Here is a 19,480-nt window from a genome sequence, read left to right on the forward strand (position 1 = left end):
TGCTGGCGCTAATTGCTTGCTCGGCGAGCGGGGGATCGAGTGCGAGGAAGGCGCGGCGTAGAGCCTCGGCCGCGATGACGCGTTCGATGATTGGGATGCGTTGAAGGTCGAGGTAGGGCTGTGGAGGCCGGTCGCCGGTGATGCGGTCGGGATTGCGGAAGTAGAAGTCGTCGTGCGCGCGGTCGCGACAGAGGGTGACCCCGAACGCGAATGGCTGGCTCTGTCGACCGGCGCGGCCGATGCGTTGCTGGTAATTGAAGCGCTGGGGCGGCATGTTCGCCATGACGACGGCTCGAAGAGATCCGATGTCGACGCCGACCTCCATGGTGGTCGTCACGCTGAGGACGTCAATGGCGTCGGTGAGAGCGTTCTCAGTTGGCGCGGCAAGGAGCGCGCCCTTGAACTGGCGCTGGCGAGCGCGCTGTTGGTCGAGGTCGATCTGGCCGGTGAGCTCTTCGACCCTGAGGCGCCTCGTCGGCTGTTGCGCGAGCCAGGCGTAGTAGTCGTAGTCGCGTTCACGCTGCTCTTCTACGAGCCGGGGCGCGTTGCATCGAATCCCTGTGCAGATGCCGCCGCTGGGATGCAAGTGGGTCCGGGCGCATCTCGCGCATCGCCAGCTGCGGCCGTCGTCGCTGGCGGTTCGGAGGATGAGTCCTTCGCCTTCGAGGCACCAGTTGCGGATCGTCCGGGAGTCCTCGAGCGCGACCCGGATTCCGTCCTTCAGCGAGGTGGGGTCGATGCCGTGGTGCGATGCGACGGCCGTCACGTAGTCGCCGAAGGCGAGGCCAGCAGTGCCTTCTCCGGCGGCCCAACCGCCTGGGTGGCGCTGCGCGAGGCCGAGGATGCGAACGCACGAGTCGAGGACCTGTCGAGCGACGTCGTCGGGCAGGTCGATGGCGTCGAGCGAGTGCGCTTGCGGCTGGACGACGCCGAGGCCGATGCTCTCGAAGTCGCGGCCGCCCCGACTGAAGAGCGCGTCGAACGCGTAGCCATCGAGGTAGCTGGCGGTGTTCCGAAGCCCCACGGTTCGCTCAGGAACGGGCAGCGGCGTCCACTCGGTCGAGGGGGGATCGTGCAGGATGTTCCACGGCCGATCTCCGCCGGCTACCGCGCTTCCGGCTGGTAGCGGTCCGGCAGGGTTGACGCCAAGCGCTACGAGCTGGCCACCGATGCGCTCCTGCAGGGTTCGCCAGGTGATGCGTTGCTCGGTGCCGGCGTTGGCCTTCTCGAAGTTCTCGACCTCCTCGCGGAACTGCGGCGGGGCGTCGGCTCCGAGATGGGCGACCATCGTGTACGCGGTGTGCAGCTCCGGGTTGGAGCGAGACATGGCGTCGACGAGGGTGCGCTCGGAGTCGGTCAGGTCGTTTCCGGCGGCCATTGCGCGCATCGCATGAGGAGCGGAGACGGCGGTGGTGAGCTCGGCGGTGATGAGCTGGCGCAGAAGGTCGCGAAAGTGATTGAGCTCCATGCCGGCAGCGGTGCTGGCGGCGTCGTCGCGCGAGTCGGTGAAGACGATGGTTCGGCCTTCTCGCTCGTCGGAGCCGATGGCGCGCACGACGCGGTCGACCACGATTTGAGCGCTTCGGGTCGTGCCGGTCGTGTGAGCGCGGATCGGCGAGCGGATCGCTCCGCGCCACAGCCGGCGAAGGTCCACATTGCGTCCCTGGCTTGCGCAACGGGGGCAGCGCTCGGGGATGGCGGGAACTCGGGCGCGAGGGTCGTCGAGGACGAATCGCGAGACGCTGAGCATCGTTCCCGTATCGGGCCCCGCCCCGATCGCAGGAACGAGCAAACCGGATCGCGAGTCGAGGTCGGCGGGAACGAATCGAAAGGTCGCGTCTTGGTCTCCGCGGCGGTGCTTCCACGACCCGTTGGGCGGGCACGGGCCGGGCCAGTACCAGAGGTACTCGCTGGCGTGGGCGCGCTCGAAGACTCGACGCTCAGCGGCGCCTGGGCGTTGGGGAAGCGCGGAGACGTAGTGCCCTTGGTCAGGGTCATCGTCGCCCGACGCGGATGCGAACCCGCCCAGGGACGCCTCTCCGCATTGGAAGCAATAGAGCAGCTCGAGCACGCGCGAGCCGCAGCGGCAGCGAGCGCGCGGTGCGTCGTACAGGCGTCCGATCCGCGGGCCGTGATCAGGGGATCGTTGTGCGTCGGGACATCTGGGGTTGCTACATGCCCACATGCCTCGGACGAGGCGGTTGAAGTGGTGCGTGCGGAACGGGATGAGCGACGTATCGCCCTCTGCGTTCGCGATCGCGTCGATGACCCAGCGGAACGCTTGATCGCCCTCGTCGTCGCCGCGACGCCCGAGAAGTCGCTCCTCGACGACGGACAGCGGGGTCGCGCGCGGCCCATTGTCGTCCGAGCACGCCCGGGCGAGCGCGGCGTCCAGTCGAACTCCGGCGAAGTCCAGCGAGTCGGCAGGTCCGCGCGATGCCTGTTCGCGAATCGCTTGGCGATCGAGGGGTGGTTGTTCGGCAGGCGGTTCTGGGGTTCCCGTGACGACCTCGAACGTCGACTTGTCGACGCCGAAGAACTGCTCGAGGTACTCGAGGCCCTCGTCTCCATCCAACGATGCCGATGTGCCGATGCAGCAAAGCTGCGGAGAGTTGATGGCGAGTCCGAGGCGTTGCAGGAGCCGTCGCACGATTAGCGCGACCTCTGTGCCTTGGGTGCCGCGGTAGCTGTGCAACTCGTCGACGACGAGCGTGAACGTGTTGCGATCGTCGCTGGCCAGCCATTGCCTCGTAGCTTCGAACAGGTTGTCCTCTCGCGCGCGCATGAGGACCACGTTGAGCATCGAGTAGTTCGTGACGAGGACGTCCGGCGGCGTGCGGATCATGTCCCAGCGAGCGAGGAGCTCCCCGTCGCGAGGGTCCGCGAACTGGGCGCGGATCTCTTCGTCGATGCCGCTCATCGCGTCGCGCTCGCGAATCATGGCGAGCAGCTCGTTTGAGACCTCACGCGCCGCGCGCTCGGATAGGGCAGAGGGGATCTCGCCGCCGCCTAGAGTCGCACCGGTGTACCGGCCGAAGAACAAGGGCGGCCCTCCTCCGCGTCGTGGGGCGCGCGAGATAGCCAGCCGCAGGCGCGCGATCTGGTCCTCGACCAGCGCGTTGGTGGGATAGAGCACCATGGCTCGAACCGCGGCGTCGCGGCCGGCCGGCGGTCGTGCCGGCTTCCAGCTGCCGGCCCGGGCCCACCATGCATCGAGCTCGGGTGCGACCGGGCTGCGCAGCGCCTCGTCGACCAGTCGGGCGAGGATCGGAAGCATGAACGCCTCGGTCTTTCCCGAGCCGGTTCCGGACGTCACTACTACGTTTCTCTTGCCCTTCGGGCCTGAACCCAGCGCGATCTGCATCGCCTCGGCTTGGTGGGCTCGAAGGCGGAAGTGACCATCGGCGCCGAAGAGCATCTGCGCGACGGTGTCAGCGACCGTCGAGTCGAGGTTGGCGGTGGCGCAGACCTCCCGGATGGAGTCGGTGGACGCGTAGCGCAGAACGGGTTCGATCAGCGGTTCGGTGCTGATCAGCTCGGGGCGCTCGAGGAGCGCCCGCCGCTCCTCGCGGAGGGAGGGATCGCGCAGCCAGTACGCGGTGTCGTAGTAGCGCAGGTACGCATCGTCGATCGCGGCTTGGAGCGCGAGTGGGGTTCGGCTAAGCAACGTCGATCTTCTCCGTCGTGGCGTGTAGTGAGCTGGCGATCCGCTCGGCGATCGTTGGCGGCACGTCGCGGTAGGCGATGCCGCCCCTCGTCGCTTGCGCGCTCCAGCCCGATGAGAGCATGGCTGCTCGCTCCCAAAGGCCAGGGAGCCGGCAGCCACGCGGGACGATCAGCGCCCTGGCTGTGGGGCCATATGCGAGCTGTCGTGCTCGGAGGGGCACGTCGAGCCAACGTGCGAGATACGTCTCGCACGAGCGCAGCGCGATGCCGTCGAAGTAGAACGATCGACGAGGAAGGCCGACGGTACGGTGCGCGCCGGGAGTGGCGAGCCTGTCGCATCGCTCCCAACGACCGCGGAACGGCGAGTACCGCTCGAGGTTCTGCGGGGCACGTTGGGACGGGAGCGTGTCCACGAGACTCGAAACGTGAGGAAGCGCGGCCGCGAGGCGCTCGGCCGCACCCGTCGCTCCGCGCAGGACCACGCCGTCCACGTGCGTTCCGTCGAGGAGCTCGAGCGCCGTGTCGCGGTCGGGGCCTCGCAGGGAGACTCGATCCGGACCTTCTGCGTTAGGGGTCTGAATGAACGTCATCTCAAGTTCGCCAGCGAGGTCTCGGACGGCGGAGATGACCTCTAGCGACCGCCACCCCGACAACGTCAGCTCGTCGCTTCCGCACGGAACGAGCATCGGGGGCGAGATGCCCCATTGCAAGATCTCTCCGGACGGCTCGATGCTCAGGTCTAGGTGGCCGAGCGACGACAGCGTCCGCGAACGCTCTCCGACGGCCCAAGGGCGGTCGTCGACCTGCTCGATGATGCGCTCGAACGCGCGTCGGTTGCCGTGGCCCTCGGCGCTGAGGGCAAGCAGGAGGTCTTCCTCGGGCCGGAGGCGCTCCGTTGGTCGCGCCGGCATTCGGACGGCGCGCCTCGAGGTCGCGCCGCGGGGCGCGGGGGGAGGGATGAAGCTCTCCCGCTCGCAGTACGTGCACGTCGCCGAGATGCCACGGGTGTTCCGTCCGGGTGGCAGGCGGTAGTGATGAAAGCCGGTAATGAAGCACTCTGGGGCTACGACCGGTAGCTCGGGGGCTCTCGGCGGTTCGGCGCGCTCCACGTTGGTCCCGGATTCCGGCCTGTCGCCAAGGGTGTGGGGTATGCGAGGCCGCGGTTGTGGCGGGGCCGTCGCGATGTTGCTCGGCACGTCCGCTCCGCGGAGGTTCCCGTCGTGCTGGACGGCGCTTACGGCCCACCGTGGATCCCAATCCGGCTGGTGCCCGATGTCGTGAGCCAGCGCTGTCGCGGTTGGCGCTACGAGCTCGCAGCTCGTGCGGGCGACGGACTCGGTGGTGCGGGTGCCGCGTGCGACGAAGTACAGGCGTCCAGGCTCATGGAAGCGGCTGGCGAGGTCGAGGACGTCTCCGTCGCGTGCCTCAGCTTGGTGGACCACGGCGGTCGCTTGCTCGTCACCTACGTCGATTTCGATATCGGCGTCTGTCTCTGCGGGACGCAGTGCCATGGACCCGGTTAGTTGGAGGACCGCATCCTGTAGCGCGTTGACCGCGAGCTGGGGAGGTGCGCTTGCTAGCCACCGCGACTTGCCCGGGAGCCGGAAGCCTCCATGAAGCATGAGCTGCGACCAGCCAGTTGGCACGAGTGCTTCGAGGGCCCCGTTCCGGGCACCGGGGGCGACGATCTCCACGTTCGAGAACAGCGACCATCCTGCGGGAAGCCCGGACACGGCGTCCTCGCGCTGCCATCCCGGGCGGGCGATTGCGGGCAGCGCGTCAGCGACGCGGTCGGCTAGGAGATCGCGGGCCAGGAGCACGTGCGATTCGCCGAGGATCGCTCGATCGACCTCCAAGAGGCGGTTTCGATCTCCCTCGCGGCGCAGGACGACCAGCGGCCGTGGGGTTCGGGCCACGAGATCGTGGTCGCTCATGACGGTCGTGATGGCGTTGAGTGCCCGGGCTGCCTCGGAAGAGCGGACAATGCTCTCTTGTCCCTCGTCTGGCGCAAGCTCGATCATCTCGTCGGCGAGGCCGAAGTCCAGGATGGCCTCGCCAGGGGCTGTTCGGGCGAGCAGAGCAAGCTGGAGGCGCCGGCCCGGCGGCCGGCCAGGTCGCCCAAGGAGCTTGCCGACCAGGCGCAGGCCCACGGCTCGCGTCGACGTCGTCGCGCCGCCGTCCCACGACGGAAGTTCGGCGAGCGCGACATCTGCGACCTGCTCCGCCGCACCGAGTCGGCAGAGCTTCTTGAGGCTCTGCGAGACGCGCGACGTCGGCAGCCATTCCCGCAACATGCGCACCATGTCCTCGCGCGCGACTTCCTGGCCGGGCACCAGCCGTGCCCAGCTGAAGAGCCCGCGAAGCGCCGCGCGATCACCCTCACGGACCAAGGCCTGGGTGAGCGCCGGGCCGATGTAGGCACGGTGATCGAACGGAAACGCCGTGGGAGTGCCCCGGCGTGGATCGGCACGGATCCAGCCGTTCAAGACGTCCCACATCGTCGGCACGTCGCGGCGATGCCCCGCTTTGACGCGGTTGAGGAGGGCGGGTTCGTCTGGCTCGCCGCCGATCGCCGAGACGAACCGCGCGTAGTACGCCGACGAGCCGAACTGATCATCGGCGTGCATCGACTCCGCCACCAGCGAGAGCAGCGCGAGAACGCCAAGGATGGGCGGGGGACCTACGCGCCCCCGAACCCGCCACTGCCCCAGTCTCGTGCGGTGCCGTTGAAAGATCGGGCCATCGCGGTCCAGTACGAGGGTTCGCGCGACGGTTGCTTGCAGCGAGCCTCGGGGATCGCCGAGATCGAGCCCCGCGCCGGTGGCGATGCGGCGAATCGCGTGGTCCTCGAGATCGAGATAGACCGGCTGCGACGTCCGATCGACAGAGAAGAAGACGTCGACGACGGCCTTGTTCACGCGCTCGTATGCAGACCAGCTCGAATGGGCGTCGCGGTCGCTCATCGATTGCTTGGGCGCGCTCGCATCGTCTCCTAGTCGTATCCCCTCCACCGGACCTGACGTACGGTTGCCACCAGATTTCGAGAGATGGACGCCAAGTCGGTGCTCATGATCCCTCGACACCGGTGACGTCAGAGCCATCGAGAGACCCTTGGGGCTAGGAGCTCGGGGTGGGCGGCGGCGAAGGCCTCGAGTGAGGGGACGGTGCCGAGCTCGGAGGGGATGGCCGAGTGGCTCTCGTGCGTGGGGAAGGCGTACGCCTTCCCCACGCCGTCGCTTGCCGCTGGCTGGAGCGCCTCGATGAGGACTGCGTTCGTAGCACCGCTCTTCATCGCGACTACCGCCAGGCGCCCGTCATCACGACATCGGAGCGTGGCCTCGTAGACCTCGGTCAAGCGCCAAGCCACCCTCCGCCCGGCCGGAGCCCATTCGTCAGTCTGCTCGAGCAGGTCGAGGGCCACGGTGAGCGAGTCGCCTCGTCGTGCGCCGGCTGGGCCCCAGCCGATCCCGACGGTCAAGTTCGTGCGGCCGCAGGCCTTCGTCTCGTCCCATTGGCCATGCGCTTGGCTGTTGAGCTTGACCCGCCACACGTTCGACATCGCAGGTAGCTATCGACCGTGCGCGAGATGACCTTGATGGGGAAGAGAAGAACTTCTGCGAGAAGCTACGTGATCAGATGAGCGCGTCGTTGGGCGAATCACGACCAAGCACGCTATGAAGCGGGCGTCGGCAGGTCCCGCAATGCGCCTTCGACGCTCTTCGCGACCTCTTGTGGCTGCTCGTGCTCCCACGCCCGCAACACCGTCCAGCCGGCGGCACGGAGCTGCTCGTTGACCGCGTGGTCGCGGTCGACGTTGCGCTGAAGCTTCGGACCCCAGTAACCGGTGTTGGTCTTCGGGGCGTTGCCGTGGATCGGGCAGCAGTGCCAGAAGCAGCCGTCGACGAACACCGCGAGGCGCTGCCGCGTGAAGACGACATCGGGCCTCACCACGCGCTCAGGCAGGCGGATCGGCAGGTCCTTCCGAAAGCGCAGGCCACGGCGGTGCAGGGCGGAGCGCAACGCGATCTCTGGCTTGGTGTCGCGGCGAGGATTCGCGCGCATCCGCTTCGATGCCTCAGGGCTCGTCGGATGCGGATAAGGCAGCGGCGGCACTGCGAGTAAGGAAACCACGGTTGGCGGGCGAACCGGAAGCGCATGGACCGTCGGGGCCTGATGAACCGCCTCGCCGAGCCGACCCGGATCGCGTTGCCGCGCGAGGTGTGGGAGGTCGCTGCGATCTTGGCCGGGCTACGGGTTCGCGCGAACGACCCGATCCGCGCGGCGGACCGCAACCGAGGCGAGGACAAGAACTGGCTCGCAGACATCGGGGGACGCTCGGCGAGATCATCGCGCTGCGTCTGATCAACGAGATCTGCGATGCGCCCGTAACGCACCACCCGATCGACTTCGAGCGGTCGGTCGACGACGTCGATCTCGTCGTCGACCTCGAAGGCGGTCCCCTGCGCTTGGAGGCCAAGGCGCACGTCTTGGCTCCCGGGAAGCGCTGGTTCATGGTCAACCGACGCGCGCACGAGCGGTCGCTGGCTCGCAACGCCGAGGGGTACGTGCCGCTGATCACTGCCCTTGGTGCTCCGCGCGCGCAGGTCGGGTCCTTGCTGACGACCGACGAGCTGTCCGGATGGGGAGCGCCGACCGTCTCTCTCGGGGATCCCGCCATCGGCGTTCGCCTCCAGGCGCTTGCGACCAGTCACTTCGGCCGACCGCTCCGTGCCCTCGAAAACACCGTCCCCAGCGGGGTCGTCATCGACGAGGGCGAGCTGGCCGCCACGGCTGCCCGAGCCGGAGCCGACTTCGACGCGTGGCGCCGCGAGCTCCCCGATCTCGCGCGACTCCCAGCGAAGGCTCTGCGCGACGCCGTGACGCAGGCCCGGGCCCGCATCGAGCGGGTCCCGGATCACTAGCTCGACGGGCGGATCCGTAGTGGTGGCGGGGCCGGGAGCTGGTCGTCCACGGGACGAGCAACAATGCAGCGCACGTGAGCTCGTCGGACTACAGCGTGGCGTCCCTCTACAGCGGGGCCGGTGGCCTCGACCTCGGATTCCAGCAAGCAGGATTCGAACTTCAATGGGCGATCGACTTCGATCGCCACGCCGTCGAGACGTACAACCGCAACATCGCCGATCACGCTGTCTGTGGCGACGTTCTGCAACACGATCCTCCGCCGGGCCTTCGCCCGGATGTGTTGATCGGCGGGCCTCCCTGCCAGGGGTTCTCGGTCATCGGACGGATGAATCCGTCCGACGAGCGAAGCAAGCACGTCTTTCACTTCCTCGACGTCGTCGCCGATCTTCGTCCACGCGCGTTCGTGATGGAGAACGTCAAGGCGCTCGCCGTCAACGAACGCTGGGCCGGCATCCGGGAGGGCCTTCGCAAGCGCGCCAAGTCGCTCGGCTACGAGGTCGACGTCTTCGTCCTTAATGCCTCGCACTACGGCGTGCCCCAAGCGCGCGAGCGCATGTTCCTCATCGGATACCGCGACGGCGTGCCGACCAAGCCCGCTGCCACCACCAAGGATCGGCCGCCGACGGTTCGCGAGGCGCTCGCCGTCCTTCCGCGCATCGGCGAGCCCGGCAACGATGGCGTCTGCACCGCCCGGGTCATCCCCGCTCGCGCGCCGGTGATGCGGCCGACCGCCTACAGGGGCAGCCTGATGTTCAACGGCTCGGGTCGGCCGTTGTACCTGGATGGCGCAGCGAAGACGCTGCCGGCCTCGATGGGCGGCAACGCCACCCCGATCATCGACCAGGACGAGCTCGACCACGGCGCGCTGCCGTGGGCCGTCGAGTACCACGCTCGACTGATGGCCGGCAAGCCGCCACTGAAGCGCGCGCCGAAGCGGATGAGGCGGATCACCGTCCAGGAAGCAGCTGTCTTGCAGACCTTCCCCGCGACGTGGGAGTTCCAGGGACCCCAGGGAGCTCGGTACCGGCAGATCGGCAACGCAGTGCCGCCGAACCTCGCCCACGAAGTCGCCAACGCCGTGCGCGAGCATCTGGCCTCGATCGATGGCCTTCAGGACGAGGTCGCGACGCTCGACCGCGACGCCGCGTTCGCAACAGCCTGAAGCGGGGGAGCGACGTAGCTCGGCGTCGGGCCGCGTGGCGTCGCTCTCGCGTCGAGGCGTCTGGGCGACGAAGTAGCGTCTACGGCCCTCATGGGGCTCGAGATCGCCAAGGACGACGCAACCCGAGTCCTCGAGGAAGCGGTCGCCCTTGCGCGGGACGCGTCGCATGAGCCGAGCCAGCTTTGGCTCGATCGCGTCGCCGGGCTCGAGGCGTGGACCGGCAACAAGCTTGCGCTCACCGCCTTCGGTACCGCTGTCCTGGCGAAGGCCACGGAGCCCGATGTCGATCCGCTCGCCTTGATCGATCGCAGCGGCGACGCGCAGAGCTACAACGCGCGCCTCTTCGCGCGTGACGTCCTCGTCCCAAATGCGACCCGGCTGGGGTTTCTGCTCGGTACTCCCGGCCCGGATCCGCTCGCCGGAAGTCCCTGGTTCGGGCCTGAGCGAATCGACGACATCGACAAGTGGCGGCCGAGCGCGAAGCAACGCGCGGACGACCTCGTCGGCTGGCTCGCCGGCCTCGACCAGAGCGCCGCGAAGCTCGCCCTCGTGGCATTCGTTCGCCTGCGGATGCGTGCGCTGGAGCGACAGATCGAGCAGCGCAAGCAGTCGCTGGTCGCCGCGGGCGCCGTCGTTCCGCTCGAGGACCTCGGCGCTGCCGTCGACCGCTTCATCGGTCGCAATCCCGAGCACGGTCGCCGCGGGGCGGCCGCCGCGGCGGCCGCGTTCACCGCTGCCGGTGGGCGCGTCGTCGCACGACCCGTCCACGATCCCGGTCAGATCGACGTCGATGTCCTCGACCGCGCGGGCCTTCTGACCATCGGGATCGAGGTCAAGCAGAAGGCGGCTACCGAGCAGGACGCCTTGGACATCGCCGCCGGCGTCCGCGCCCAGGGCGCAACCCGGGCCGTGCTCTGCGCGTTCGGTCAAGGCACGGCGCGGCTCCCCGATGATCGCTTGATCGCCCAGGCCGACCGGGAGCACGGCGTCTTCCTGCACATCGTCTACGCGACCGCAGACCTCATCCGCCTCGCCGCGATCCTCACGAGCCTGCCCCGGCCGGAGGTGCTGCGGGCCTTCCCGACTGCGTTCGCCGAGCACTACGCGGACCTCGACGGGTCCGACGACGGCCTCGCCCAATGGCGCTCCATCACCGACCGATGGACACGCGCAGCCACGGTTGGCGATGCCCAAGGCTTGAACGCGCCGCCATCCCTCCCACTCTGACGTCCGGACCAAACGAACCAGGTAGGCCATGGCGCACAAGCTGCACATCCAAGGAGCGGCCCGAGATCTCCGCAACCCCTTCACGCTGAGCGCCGGGACGGACCTCGAGCACCGCGACGCCATCCGGTCGTGGCTCGCCGCGCTCTTGGGCGCGGAGCACGTCTCGCTGCTCCTCGGAAGCGGACTCGGCGTCGCATTGGCCAGCGCCGCCGGGACCACTGGGCTCGACATGAGCGCGGTGACCTTCGACGGCATCGGTCCCAAGGCCACCACGGCGATCGACAAGCACGCGACGGCGACCGCGGCGAGCGCGCGGCGCGGCAGGCCAAACATCGAGGACCAGCTCCGTGCGGCGATACAGCTCCTCGAAGGCGCGCGAGTCCTTGACCCGGAAGCGAGGCTTACTACCTCGTTGGCCACGTCGCTCGATGCCACCTTGTCGTCGTTCGCCGGTGCGTGCCTGGACATGGAGCGCGAGCTGCGCGACGCCTATGAGGCCGAGTCCGAGGGCGGCATCGCAGCGATGGACCTGCTGGTGTCGTTGCTCCTGGCGTTCGCTGGTCGGCCGCCCACCCGGGACCGCGTGAACCTCTTCACGACGAACTACGACCGTCTCATCGAGTACGGCGCCGACCTCGCCGGCCTCCGCGTCCTGGACCGGTTCGTCGGGGGCATCGAACCGATCTTTCGATCCTCGCGACTGGACGTCGATCTGCACTACAACCCGCCCGGCATTCGCGGCGAGCCCCGCTTCCTCGAGGGCGTGCTGCGGCTCTTCAAGCTCCACGGCTCGCTGGACTGGCGCTTCGACGGCACCCACCTCCGACGCGCACCACTCGCCTTCGGGGGCACGGACCCGTCCCTCGCGAAGGACGCGCTGTCGCGGCTGATGATCTACCCGAACGCGGCGAAGGACGTCGAGACGCTCCAGTACCCGTACGCCGAGCTCTTTCGCGACCTGGCCGCCTCGCTGTGTCGCCCTAACAGCGTGCTCTTCACCTACGGCTACGGGTTCGGCGACGAGCACATCAACCGGATCATCCGCGACATGCTCACGCTGTCGTCCACGCACCTCGCGGTCATCTCGTTCGACGACGCGGAGGGCCGCATCCCGACGTTCCTCGCCGGACGACCGCCCGCGCAGTACACGCTGCTGCAGGGCAAGTACTTCGGGGCGCTCGACGTCCTGGTTCGCGAGCACCTGCCGCAACTTGGCTCGGACCCCGCCCTGGCCCGCCAAGTGCAGCGCCAGAAGGCGCTCGGGGGAGCCCCGTCGGGGGATACAACGCCCGACCGGGACGAAGGCAACGAGGACGAGGCGCCGGGCGACGAGGGCAGCCAGTGAGCTCCTCGGGCTCGCATCCGCTTGAGCGGCCGATCGATCGTCAGAACGCGCTGACGATCGCGACGGTCGAGTCCGTGGCGCCGAGCCAGCTGATCGCGAGGCTCTCTGACGAGGCGCCGTTCACGACCTCGCTCAACGCCGGTGCGCCCACGCCGTTCCCACGCTTGAACTCGTTCGTCGTCGTCGCCCACGAGTCCGGCGCGATGGTCGGCATGGTGACGTGGATCGGAGCCGAAGCTGCGAGATGGCCACCCGGCCACCGACGGGACGAGACGGGCCTCGTGGACCTGCCCTATCCATCGCGTCGGATGGCGATCACGCCGATCGGCACCCTCGAACGCGGCCGCGCCGACGAGGCAGAGCCCTTCGCGCTCCGTCGCGGCGTGACCGCATTCCCGACCGTCGGCGACAGCGTCGCCGTCCCATCGCGCGAGCAGCTCGACGCGCTCATGCGAGGACGCGAGAACGACCGCCGAGTCCAGATCGGTACGGCTCCCCTCGCCAACGGCGCCCAGGTGTGGGTCGACCCGGACAAGGTCTTCGGACGACACCTCGCAGTGCTGGGCAACACCGGATCCGGCAAGTCGTGCTCGGTCGCCGGCCTCATCCGCTGGTCCCTGGAAGCGGCCCGGACCGCGCGAGGGACGCCGTCCCCGCGCGGCAGCGCGCGCTTCATCGTCCTGGACCCCAACGGCGAGTACAGCCAGGCGTTCGGCGACCTCGACGGATGCAAGGTCTACCGCGTCAGCGAACGCGCAGCCGACCCGGGCAGTCCGCTCGAGGTGCCCGGGTGGCTGATGAACAGCCACGAGTGGGCCAGCGTCTCGTACGCCTCCGCACGCGTCCAGAAGCCCGTCCTCGTCCAAGCCTTGCGCAACCTCAAGGGCGTTCGGCACGGGCGCGTCGCCCGGTTGGCCGCGCTCGGTTCCTTCGCGCACAACTACTCGATTGTCATCACGATGTTCAGTCCCCCTGCGGCACACGCAAAATGGGGGCAGCGCAAGGACGTCCGCGCGAGCCTCACGGCGCTACGCGATGGGCTCGAAGGCTTTCGCGATCTCGACGGGGACGGCGTGGACTTGGACCCGGTCGCGGTGGCGGTGAAAGCAGTAGTCGCTCACTGCGGCCGGGGCGATGATCCGCCCGCCCCTACCCTCAAGCACTTCGAGTCCGTCATCGGGGCGCTCAAAGCGTTGGTCGAGTCGGTGGACGCGCAGATCGGTGTCGGCGGTGCACATGAGGACGTTCCTCGACCGTTCGATGTCTCGTCTCTGGCCGACGAGCTGGGCCTCGTCGCGGCTCGCGGGCAGTTCGAAGAAGCGCAGCGTCACATTGGCGGGATGAAGCTGCGCGTCCAGTCGCTGATCGACGACAAGCGGCTTGGCCCGATCCTCAAGACCCATTCCGACGTCCAGCCGGACCTCGACGAATGGCTCGGTCGGTTCCTCGGAACGGGCAACGGGGACTCGGTTGCCGTCCTCGACCTCTCGCTCGTGCCCAGCGACGTGATCGAGATCGTGGTGGCCGTCGCCGCCCGCATGACGTTCGAGGCGCTCCAGCGCCACCGCCGAATGAACGATCACGCGCTCCCCACAGCGCTCGTCCTCGAAGAAGCGCACGCCTTCGTGCGCGACCGCCCGTGGGGAGACGAGCAAACGTCGCCCGGCGAGCTCTCGACGCGTGCCTTCGAACGGATCGCGCGAGAGGGACGCAAGTTCGGCCTCGGACTCGTCATCTCCAGCCAGCGACCGTCGGAGCTCTCGCCAACAGTCCTCGCTCAGTGCAACAGCTTCTTGCTGCACCGCATCGTCAACGACGCCGACCAACGACTCGTCGGACGCCTCGTCCCCGACAACCTCGCAGGCCTCCTCGACGACCTCCCATCGCTACCGTCGCAGCAAGCGCTCCTCGTGGGTTGGGCGACGACCTTTCCGACGCTCGTCGACATGCGCGAGCTGGCCGAGGAGCACCGGCCCCGAAGCTCCGACCCTGACTTCTGGGAGGCCTGGACGGGCGCGAGGGACGTGCCCGTGGACTGGAAGACGGTCGCCGAGCACTGGGCCGGCGAGGTCGACGATGGCGAGCCCCCGGCCGATGCGGAGCCACCGCCGACGTCCCCGAGCGACGACGACATCCCCTTCTAGGGCCCCAGACTCCGCGCCGTCCGTGCGACCGTCGGCCAGCGAACTCACGCGCTCGCTTCTCGCTCGATGGGAGCCTTCGGCCGTGACTGCGACTCGACTCCGTCGCTGGGCGTGCACCGCTATAGCGGCACGAACGCCCGCTATGCGACAGCCGAGCATCTCCCGGAAGGCTTGCGGGAGCTCAGGCGGGGAAGAGGCCGCGCCCGCGCTTGGCGAGGCGGTTCTGCTCCTGCAAGCGGCGGATGGTCGGGTAGAGGCTCGTGGCGGGGACGCCAATCTGCTGCGCGGCTTGAGCGACCGTGACGCCTGGCTGCGCTGTGGCCACCTGGAGGAGCGGCTGGTCGTACTTGCCTCCCCGAGCACGGCCGCGCGTGGGCTCCGGCGTCGCAGTGGGCGAGGCGGGAGCGTCGTCAGTGGTGCGATCCGGCCCCAGCGCGGAGAGGATCCGTCGGGCCGGCATTGTCGAGAGCGAGACGACGGCGCGAATGGCGTTTGCGAGCACGACCGCAGGATGCCAAACTGCGAGCAACCGCCGCGGCTGCGCGTAGCGCGGGGACCGGCTGCCCAGATCGCGAGCTCCCCCTCAACGAGATCGCCCGCACCTGAGCCGCGAGGTCGGCCGTCTCGGTGTCGTGCGAGGGATCTCACCAGGGGCGTTGGCGACGGCCGTGCGCAGGCCCCTCGGCTCTCCACCCTTCGGGCAGGTGCGGCTGGAGCGCGTCCTTCCTCGCGGGAGGATCCGCCGGCATCGTCGGAGGCGCGGAGAGCGGGTCGAGGCGGTCGACATACTCCCGCGCCCACGCAAGCCACTCCGCGGTCTCGGGCTCGTGGCCGTGCGTCTCGCTCATCGCGTCGCAGTAGCGGCGGAGTCGATCGGCCGTCTGCCAGGCGTCGGCCTGCGCGTGGAGGTGGGTGGCCCGGTGGGACTGGGCGAGTCGTTCGCTCGCGCGGGCCATGTGGGCGTGCCATTGGCGCTCGCGGTCCTCGGCGGCGAGGCGCGCGGCCTCGGCGGCTTGCTCGGCCTCCGTGCGGCGCCGCTTCTCGGCGCGGTCGGCGTCGATGACGCGCTCGGCGATCTCTCGGACGAGGTGGGGGAGGCGCTCCTCGAGGGTCCACGACTGCCGGTCCGCCCACCGCGACTGACGGCCGCTGACCGACGCGTAGCCCGCGGCGAACAGCTCGAGCTTCAGGCGCCCGGTGGCCTCGGCGTCGTAGGGGCCGGAGGGAAGCCTCCGGTCGCGGTACCACGGGTCGTCCGCACGGACGTTTCGGTAGTGGTGGACCTCTCGCTCCCACGGGCTTCGGGTGTGGGCGCCTTCCTCGTGCAGGCGCAGCCAGAAGGCGTGGCCGCCGGCTTCGATGTGGAGGTGGCCGTTCTTGGTGGCGGTCCAGGCGTTGCGGCCGTAGCGGTCCTCGGTTCCTGCTGGTGGCGTTGCGTTCCAGCCGCGGCGCTCGCCTTCGGTGGCGATCGCGTGGACGATCCGCGTGGCGCGAATGACATGGTCGCGCGAGATCTCGTGGCAACCCGTCTGGTCTCGAAACGCCCGTGCGGCCGAGTGGTAGCGACCGATCTTCTCCGGGATCTCGACGGGGCGCAGTTCGACCTCGTCGGGGCTGCCGTCGGGTCTGCTGCACGGTTAGGTGACATCTGATGTGTGGTGCCCGCGGGCGCCGCCAGAGAGGATGTGTGCCGTGCCGAAGCCTTACCCCGTGGAGTTCCGTGAGGACGTCGTCCGGGTCGCCCGGGCGCGAGAGAAGGATGTGACGCTCAAGCAGATCGCGAAGGATTTCGGGATCAGCGAGACGTGTCTGACGAACTGGATGCGGAACGCCGATGTCGAGGCGGGTGCGCGGCCGGGAGTGGCCGTCGCGGAGAGCCAGGAGTTGCGCGAGCTCAAGCGTCGCAACCGGCTGCTGGAGCAGGAGAACGAGGTGCTGCGCAGGGCGGCGGCGTACCTGTCGCAGGCGAATCTGCCGGGAAAATGATGTACCCGGTCGTTCGTGAGCTCGCCGACGACGGGGTCCCCGTCTCGGTGACGTGCCGGGTTTTGGGTCTCGCTCGTCAGCCGTACTACCGGTGGCTCGTGCGGCCGGTCGGCGACCGCGAGCTGGTGTCGGCGTATCGCGCCAACGCGCTGCACGATGCGCACCGCGAGGACCCGGAGTTCGGGTACCGGTTCCTCGTCGAAGAGGCACGCGAGGCCGGCGAGGTGATGGCGGAGCGGACCGCGTGGCGGATCTGCTCCGAGCGTGGCTGGTGGTCGGTGTTCGGCAAGAAGCGCGGCCGCAACGGCAAGAAGCCCGGCCCGCCGGTTCATGACGATCTGTGCGCGGTGATTCAGGCGGACGGTCGTGTTCGTCACGAGTTCGTCGCCGACGCTCCGAACGAGTTGTGGCTGACGGACATCACCGAGCACCGCACGTTGGAGGGCAAGCTCTACCTGTGCGCGGTCAAGGACGTCTACGCCAACCGGATCGTCGGGTACTCGATCGACTCGAGGATGACCTCCCGGCTCGCCGTGGCGGCGCTGCAGAGCGCCGTCGCGCGGCGCGGCGAGGTCGCCGGCTGCGTCGTCCACAGCGATCGCGGCAGCCAGTTCCGGTCACGGAAGTTCGTGCACGCGATCAACCGCCATCGAATGGTCGGATCGATGGGCCGCGTCGGTGCTGCCGGCGACAATGCCGCGATGGAGAGCTTCTTCGCGCTCCTGCAGAAGAACGTCCTCGATCGCCGCTCGTGGGCGACCCGGGAGGAACTGCGGATCGCGATCGTGACGTGGATCGAGCGGACCTACCACCGCCGGAGACGGCAACTCTCGCTCGGCCGGTTGACCCCGGTGGAGTACGAGACGATCATGTCGCCTCAGGCCGCCCTCCGGGCGGCCTGAGGCGACAAACCAAACCTGTCACCCACTCGTGCAGCAGGCCCGTCGTTTGGCGCGTCGATGAGTTGGATCTCAAGCTCGTTGCCGTGGGAGCTGAGGTGCAGGCGCTTGCCGGCGGGGACCTTGCGGTGGCGCTGGGCGAGCTGCGCGCGGCGCTCGTAGTCGACGTGGTCGGGGTTCTGCCAGGTCTTGATCGGGACGCGAAGGGTTCCTCCGGCGGCGATCACGTCGTCGACGAGCTGCTGGGTGACCGACACGTTGGGCTGCCGGGCGGCGGGCGGGTCCGGGCCATCGACGCGCTTGAGGTACTCGCGGCCGGCCTTGGTGATGGTGGCCTTCCAGCTCGTGCCGCTGCCCGTGGTCTGCACGAGGTCGCGGTTGCGAAGCGCTCCGGCGGAGATGCGCGCGCTGACGCCGTCGAAGTCGCGGTCCGTGCAGCCGTCGGCGATCCACCGCAGGACATCGACTTGCCGTTCGTTCAAGGTCGTGCGCTGCGCCATCGCGAAAGCTCCGCCCCCGAACTCGACCTGCGCGACGCGCGTCCGGGGGGAGCGACGACGTACGATGCCACAGCGCCTGTGGCTTCCAAGCTCGGCATCGCACCGATCGCGCGGCGCGGACGCGCGCAGTCGTACACGGCGTGCGAGAGCCGGTCGAGGTGCGACGCTCGAGCCTCGCCCATCATCGGCTGCTCACCAGTCGCCTCGCCGGGCGCAACGGCCACTTCTGCCCACTGGTCAGTAGTGACCCGCGACTGGCCCGTGGCCACGGACTGGGGTGGTGGCGGGGCGAACCGCCGGGTTGACGCCCCGGCAAGCCGGGCGTATACAACGATCTGAGGGCTCGCGTGCGGCCCGTCGTTGGCCACCCGCACCGCCCTCGCCGAACACCGTCGCTTCCCTGCGACGGCCCGAACTTCGCGTCAGTCCCCCATGACCGAACTCGAGCACACGAGACGTCCATTGCCTGAGCCTGAATCCACCGTTCTGTCGGGTGGATGAGGAAGAGTGACCTCCCAAGCAGGGCTTGAAAGCGGCTGATTCCAGCAGCCGCGGCCTCGCTCGGGAGGTCACCCACATGGTGCACGACCACGCGGTCGTTTCGTTTGATGATGAGCGGTCGGTTGCCAACGCCGGCGTCATGCTCCCCGCGATCCTCGCCGACCGGCTCGGGCTCGTCGAGCTCGTCGACCGGTGGCTGTCGCTCGGCGACGTGCCCGGAGCAGCGAACGTCGGCCGAAAGGTCGCGTCGGTCGTGCACGCGATGACCCTTGGCGCGGACTCGATCGACGACTGCGCGATCCTGAAGGCCGGGCAGACCGAGGCGGTCTTGGGGTTCGCGGCGCTGGCACCTTCAACTCTTGGGACGTTCCTTCGGGCGTTCACGTTCGGGCATGTCCGGCAGGCCGATCGGGTCTTCGCGGAGATGCTGCGGCGGGCGTGGACCGCCGGCGCCGGCCCCGGTGATGGCCGGCTGGTCGTCGATGTCGATTCGTTCGTCGGCCAGACGCACGACTACGCCAAGGAGGGCGCGTCGTACGGGTACTCCAAGGTTCGCGGGTATCACCCGCTGCTGGCCACCAGAGCGGAGACCGGTGAGGTGCTGCACATCCGCTTCCGGAAGGGCTCCGCGAACACCGCCCGCGGCGTGCTGCGGTTCGTCGACGAACTCCTCCCGCGCCTGCAGCGCGCGGGCGCGACCGGCGAGAAGCTGTTGCGTGCGGACTCGGGGTTCTGGAACAACAAGCTGATGGACAAGCTCGAGGCGGCGGGCTGGTCGTACTCGATCGGTGCGCGGATGCAGAAGCCGATCCGCACTGCGGTCGAGGCGATCGACGACGACCAATGGACCGTCCTTGCGGACTACCCGAAGACGGGGGTCGCGGAGATCGCGGAGACCGTGTTCAACGGTCGCCGGCTGATCGTTCGCCGTGTTCGGCTGCTCGGGCAGCAGGACGAGATGTTCCCGCAGTGGCGGCACTTCCCGTTCTTCACCAACCGCACCGACCCGATCGACGTGGTCGAGGCCGAGCACCGCCAGCACGCGGTCGTGGAGCTCTCGATCCGCGACCTCAAAGACCAAGGGCTCGCGCACTTCCCGTCCGGCCGGTTCAACGCCAACGGCGCGT

Annotated in this window: 14 protein-coding genes; 8 read left to right on the forward strand and 6 right to left on the reverse strand. The window is 68.8% G+C overall.

Annotated elements, in window-relative coordinates; translation table 11 throughout:
• The 4 genes from AB0L40_RS18460 to AB0L40_RS18475 all read right to left on the reverse strand — a co-directional run.
• A partial coding sequence (locus AB0L40_RS18460; protein ID WP_364357754.1) for a DEAD/DEAH box helicase occupies positions 1-3,667 on the reverse strand: 3,667 nt, incomplete at its 3' end.
• On the reverse strand, positions 3,660-6,629 hold the full coding sequence (locus AB0L40_RS18465) for a hypothetical protein (protein WP_364357757.1): 2,970 nt from the start codon (positions 6,627-6,629) through the stop codon (positions 3,660-3,662). The genes AB0L40_RS18465 and AB0L40_RS18460, both read right to left, overlap by 8 nt.
• A 128-nt stretch (positions 6,630-6,757) precedes the next feature.
• Positions 6,758-7,225, reverse strand: a complete 468-nt coding sequence (locus AB0L40_RS18470) for a hypothetical protein (protein ID WP_364357760.1) — start codon at positions 7,223-7,225, stop codon at positions 6,758-6,760.
• A 113-nt stretch (positions 7,226-7,338) separates the two neighbouring features.
• Positions 7,339-7,728, reverse strand: a complete 390-nt coding sequence (locus AB0L40_RS18475) for a very short patch repair endonuclease (protein WP_364357790.1) — start codon at positions 7,726-7,728, stop codon at positions 7,339-7,341.
• A gap of 158 nt (positions 7,729-7,886) precedes the next feature.
• Between AB0L40_RS18475 and AB0L40_RS18480 the strand changes: the two genes are divergently transcribed.
• The 5 genes from AB0L40_RS18480 to AB0L40_RS18500 all read left to right on the forward strand — a co-directional run bounded on the left by AB0L40_RS18480 (position 7,887) and on the right by AB0L40_RS18500 (position 14,467).
• Entirely contained in the window at positions 7,887-8,588 is a 702-nt protein-coding gene (locus AB0L40_RS18480) for a hypothetical protein (RefSeq protein ID WP_364357763.1), read from the forward strand.
• A 74-nt stretch (positions 8,589-8,662) separates the two neighbouring features.
• The gene (locus AB0L40_RS18485; RefSeq protein WP_364357766.1) at positions 8,663-9,751 is read left to right on the forward strand and encodes a DNA cytosine methyltransferase; all 1,089 of its coding nucleotides are present in this window, start codon (positions 8,663-8,665) and stop codon (positions 9,749-9,751) included.
• A gap of 90 nt (positions 9,752-9,841) precedes the next feature.
• Positions 9,842-10,978, forward strand: coding sequence for a restriction endonuclease, SacI family (locus AB0L40_RS18490; RefSeq protein ID WP_364357769.1), 1,137 nt, complete (start codon positions 9,842-9,844; stop codon positions 10,976-10,978).
• 28 nt (positions 10,979-11,006) lie between these two features.
• Positions 11,007-12,323 (forward strand): SIR2 family protein, encoded by a 1,317-nt coding sequence (locus tag AB0L40_RS18495; protein ID WP_364357772.1) that lies wholly within the window; start codon positions 11,007-11,009, stop codon positions 12,321-12,323.
• The gene (locus tag AB0L40_RS18500) at positions 12,320-14,467 is read left to right on the forward strand and encodes a DUF87 domain-containing protein (protein WP_364357775.1); all 2,148 of its coding nucleotides are present in this window, start codon (positions 12,320-12,322) and stop codon (positions 14,465-14,467) included. Before AB0L40_RS18495 ends, AB0L40_RS18500 begins: the two co-directional genes overlap by 4 nt.
• A gap of 181 nt (positions 14,468-14,648) precedes the next feature.
• Here the strand turns inward: AB0L40_RS18500 and AB0L40_RS18505 are convergent, their stop codons facing one another.
• Positions 14,649-14,792, reverse strand: a complete 144-nt coding sequence (locus AB0L40_RS18505) for a type IV toxin-antitoxin system AbiEi family antitoxin domain-containing protein (RefSeq protein WP_364357778.1) — start codon at positions 14,790-14,792, stop codon at positions 14,649-14,651.
• A 502-nt stretch (positions 14,793-15,294) separates the two neighbouring features.
• Between AB0L40_RS18505 and AB0L40_RS18510 the strand changes: the two genes are divergently transcribed.
• Both AB0L40_RS18510 and AB0L40_RS18515 read left to right on the forward strand, forming a co-directional pair.
• Entirely contained in the window at positions 15,295-16,119 is an 825-nt protein-coding gene (locus AB0L40_RS18510; RefSeq protein WP_364357781.1) for a hypothetical protein, read from the forward strand.
• Between the two features lie 40 nt (positions 16,120-16,159).
• A protein-coding gene (locus AB0L40_RS18515; RefSeq protein WP_364357793.1) for an IS3 family transposase occupies positions 16,160-17,355 on the forward strand; the annotation gives its coding sequence in 2 pieces (ribosomal slippage) (positions 16,160-16,444 and positions 16,447-17,355; 1,194 coding nt in all).
• Here the strand turns inward: AB0L40_RS18515 and AB0L40_RS18520 are convergent.
• Positions 17,331-17,852, reverse strand: a complete 522-nt coding sequence (locus AB0L40_RS18520) for a hypothetical protein (RefSeq protein ID WP_364357784.1) — start codon at positions 17,850-17,852, stop codon at positions 17,331-17,333. The two genes, AB0L40_RS18515 and AB0L40_RS18520, sit on opposite strands and share 25 nt — an antisense overlap.
• A 577-nt stretch (positions 17,853-18,429) precedes the next feature.
• On the opposite strand from AB0L40_RS18520, the gene AB0L40_RS18525 reads away from it, so the two are divergent.
• Positions 18,430-19,480 (forward strand): IS1380 family transposase (locus AB0L40_RS18525; RefSeq protein ID WP_364357787.1); only part of this gene is annotated, 1,051 nt, incomplete at its 3' end.

The sequence above is a fragment of the Patulibacter sp. NPDC049589 genome, assembly GCF_040675535.1.
GTDB lineage: Bacteria > Actinomycetota > Thermoleophilia > Solirubrobacterales > Solirubrobacteraceae > Patulibacter.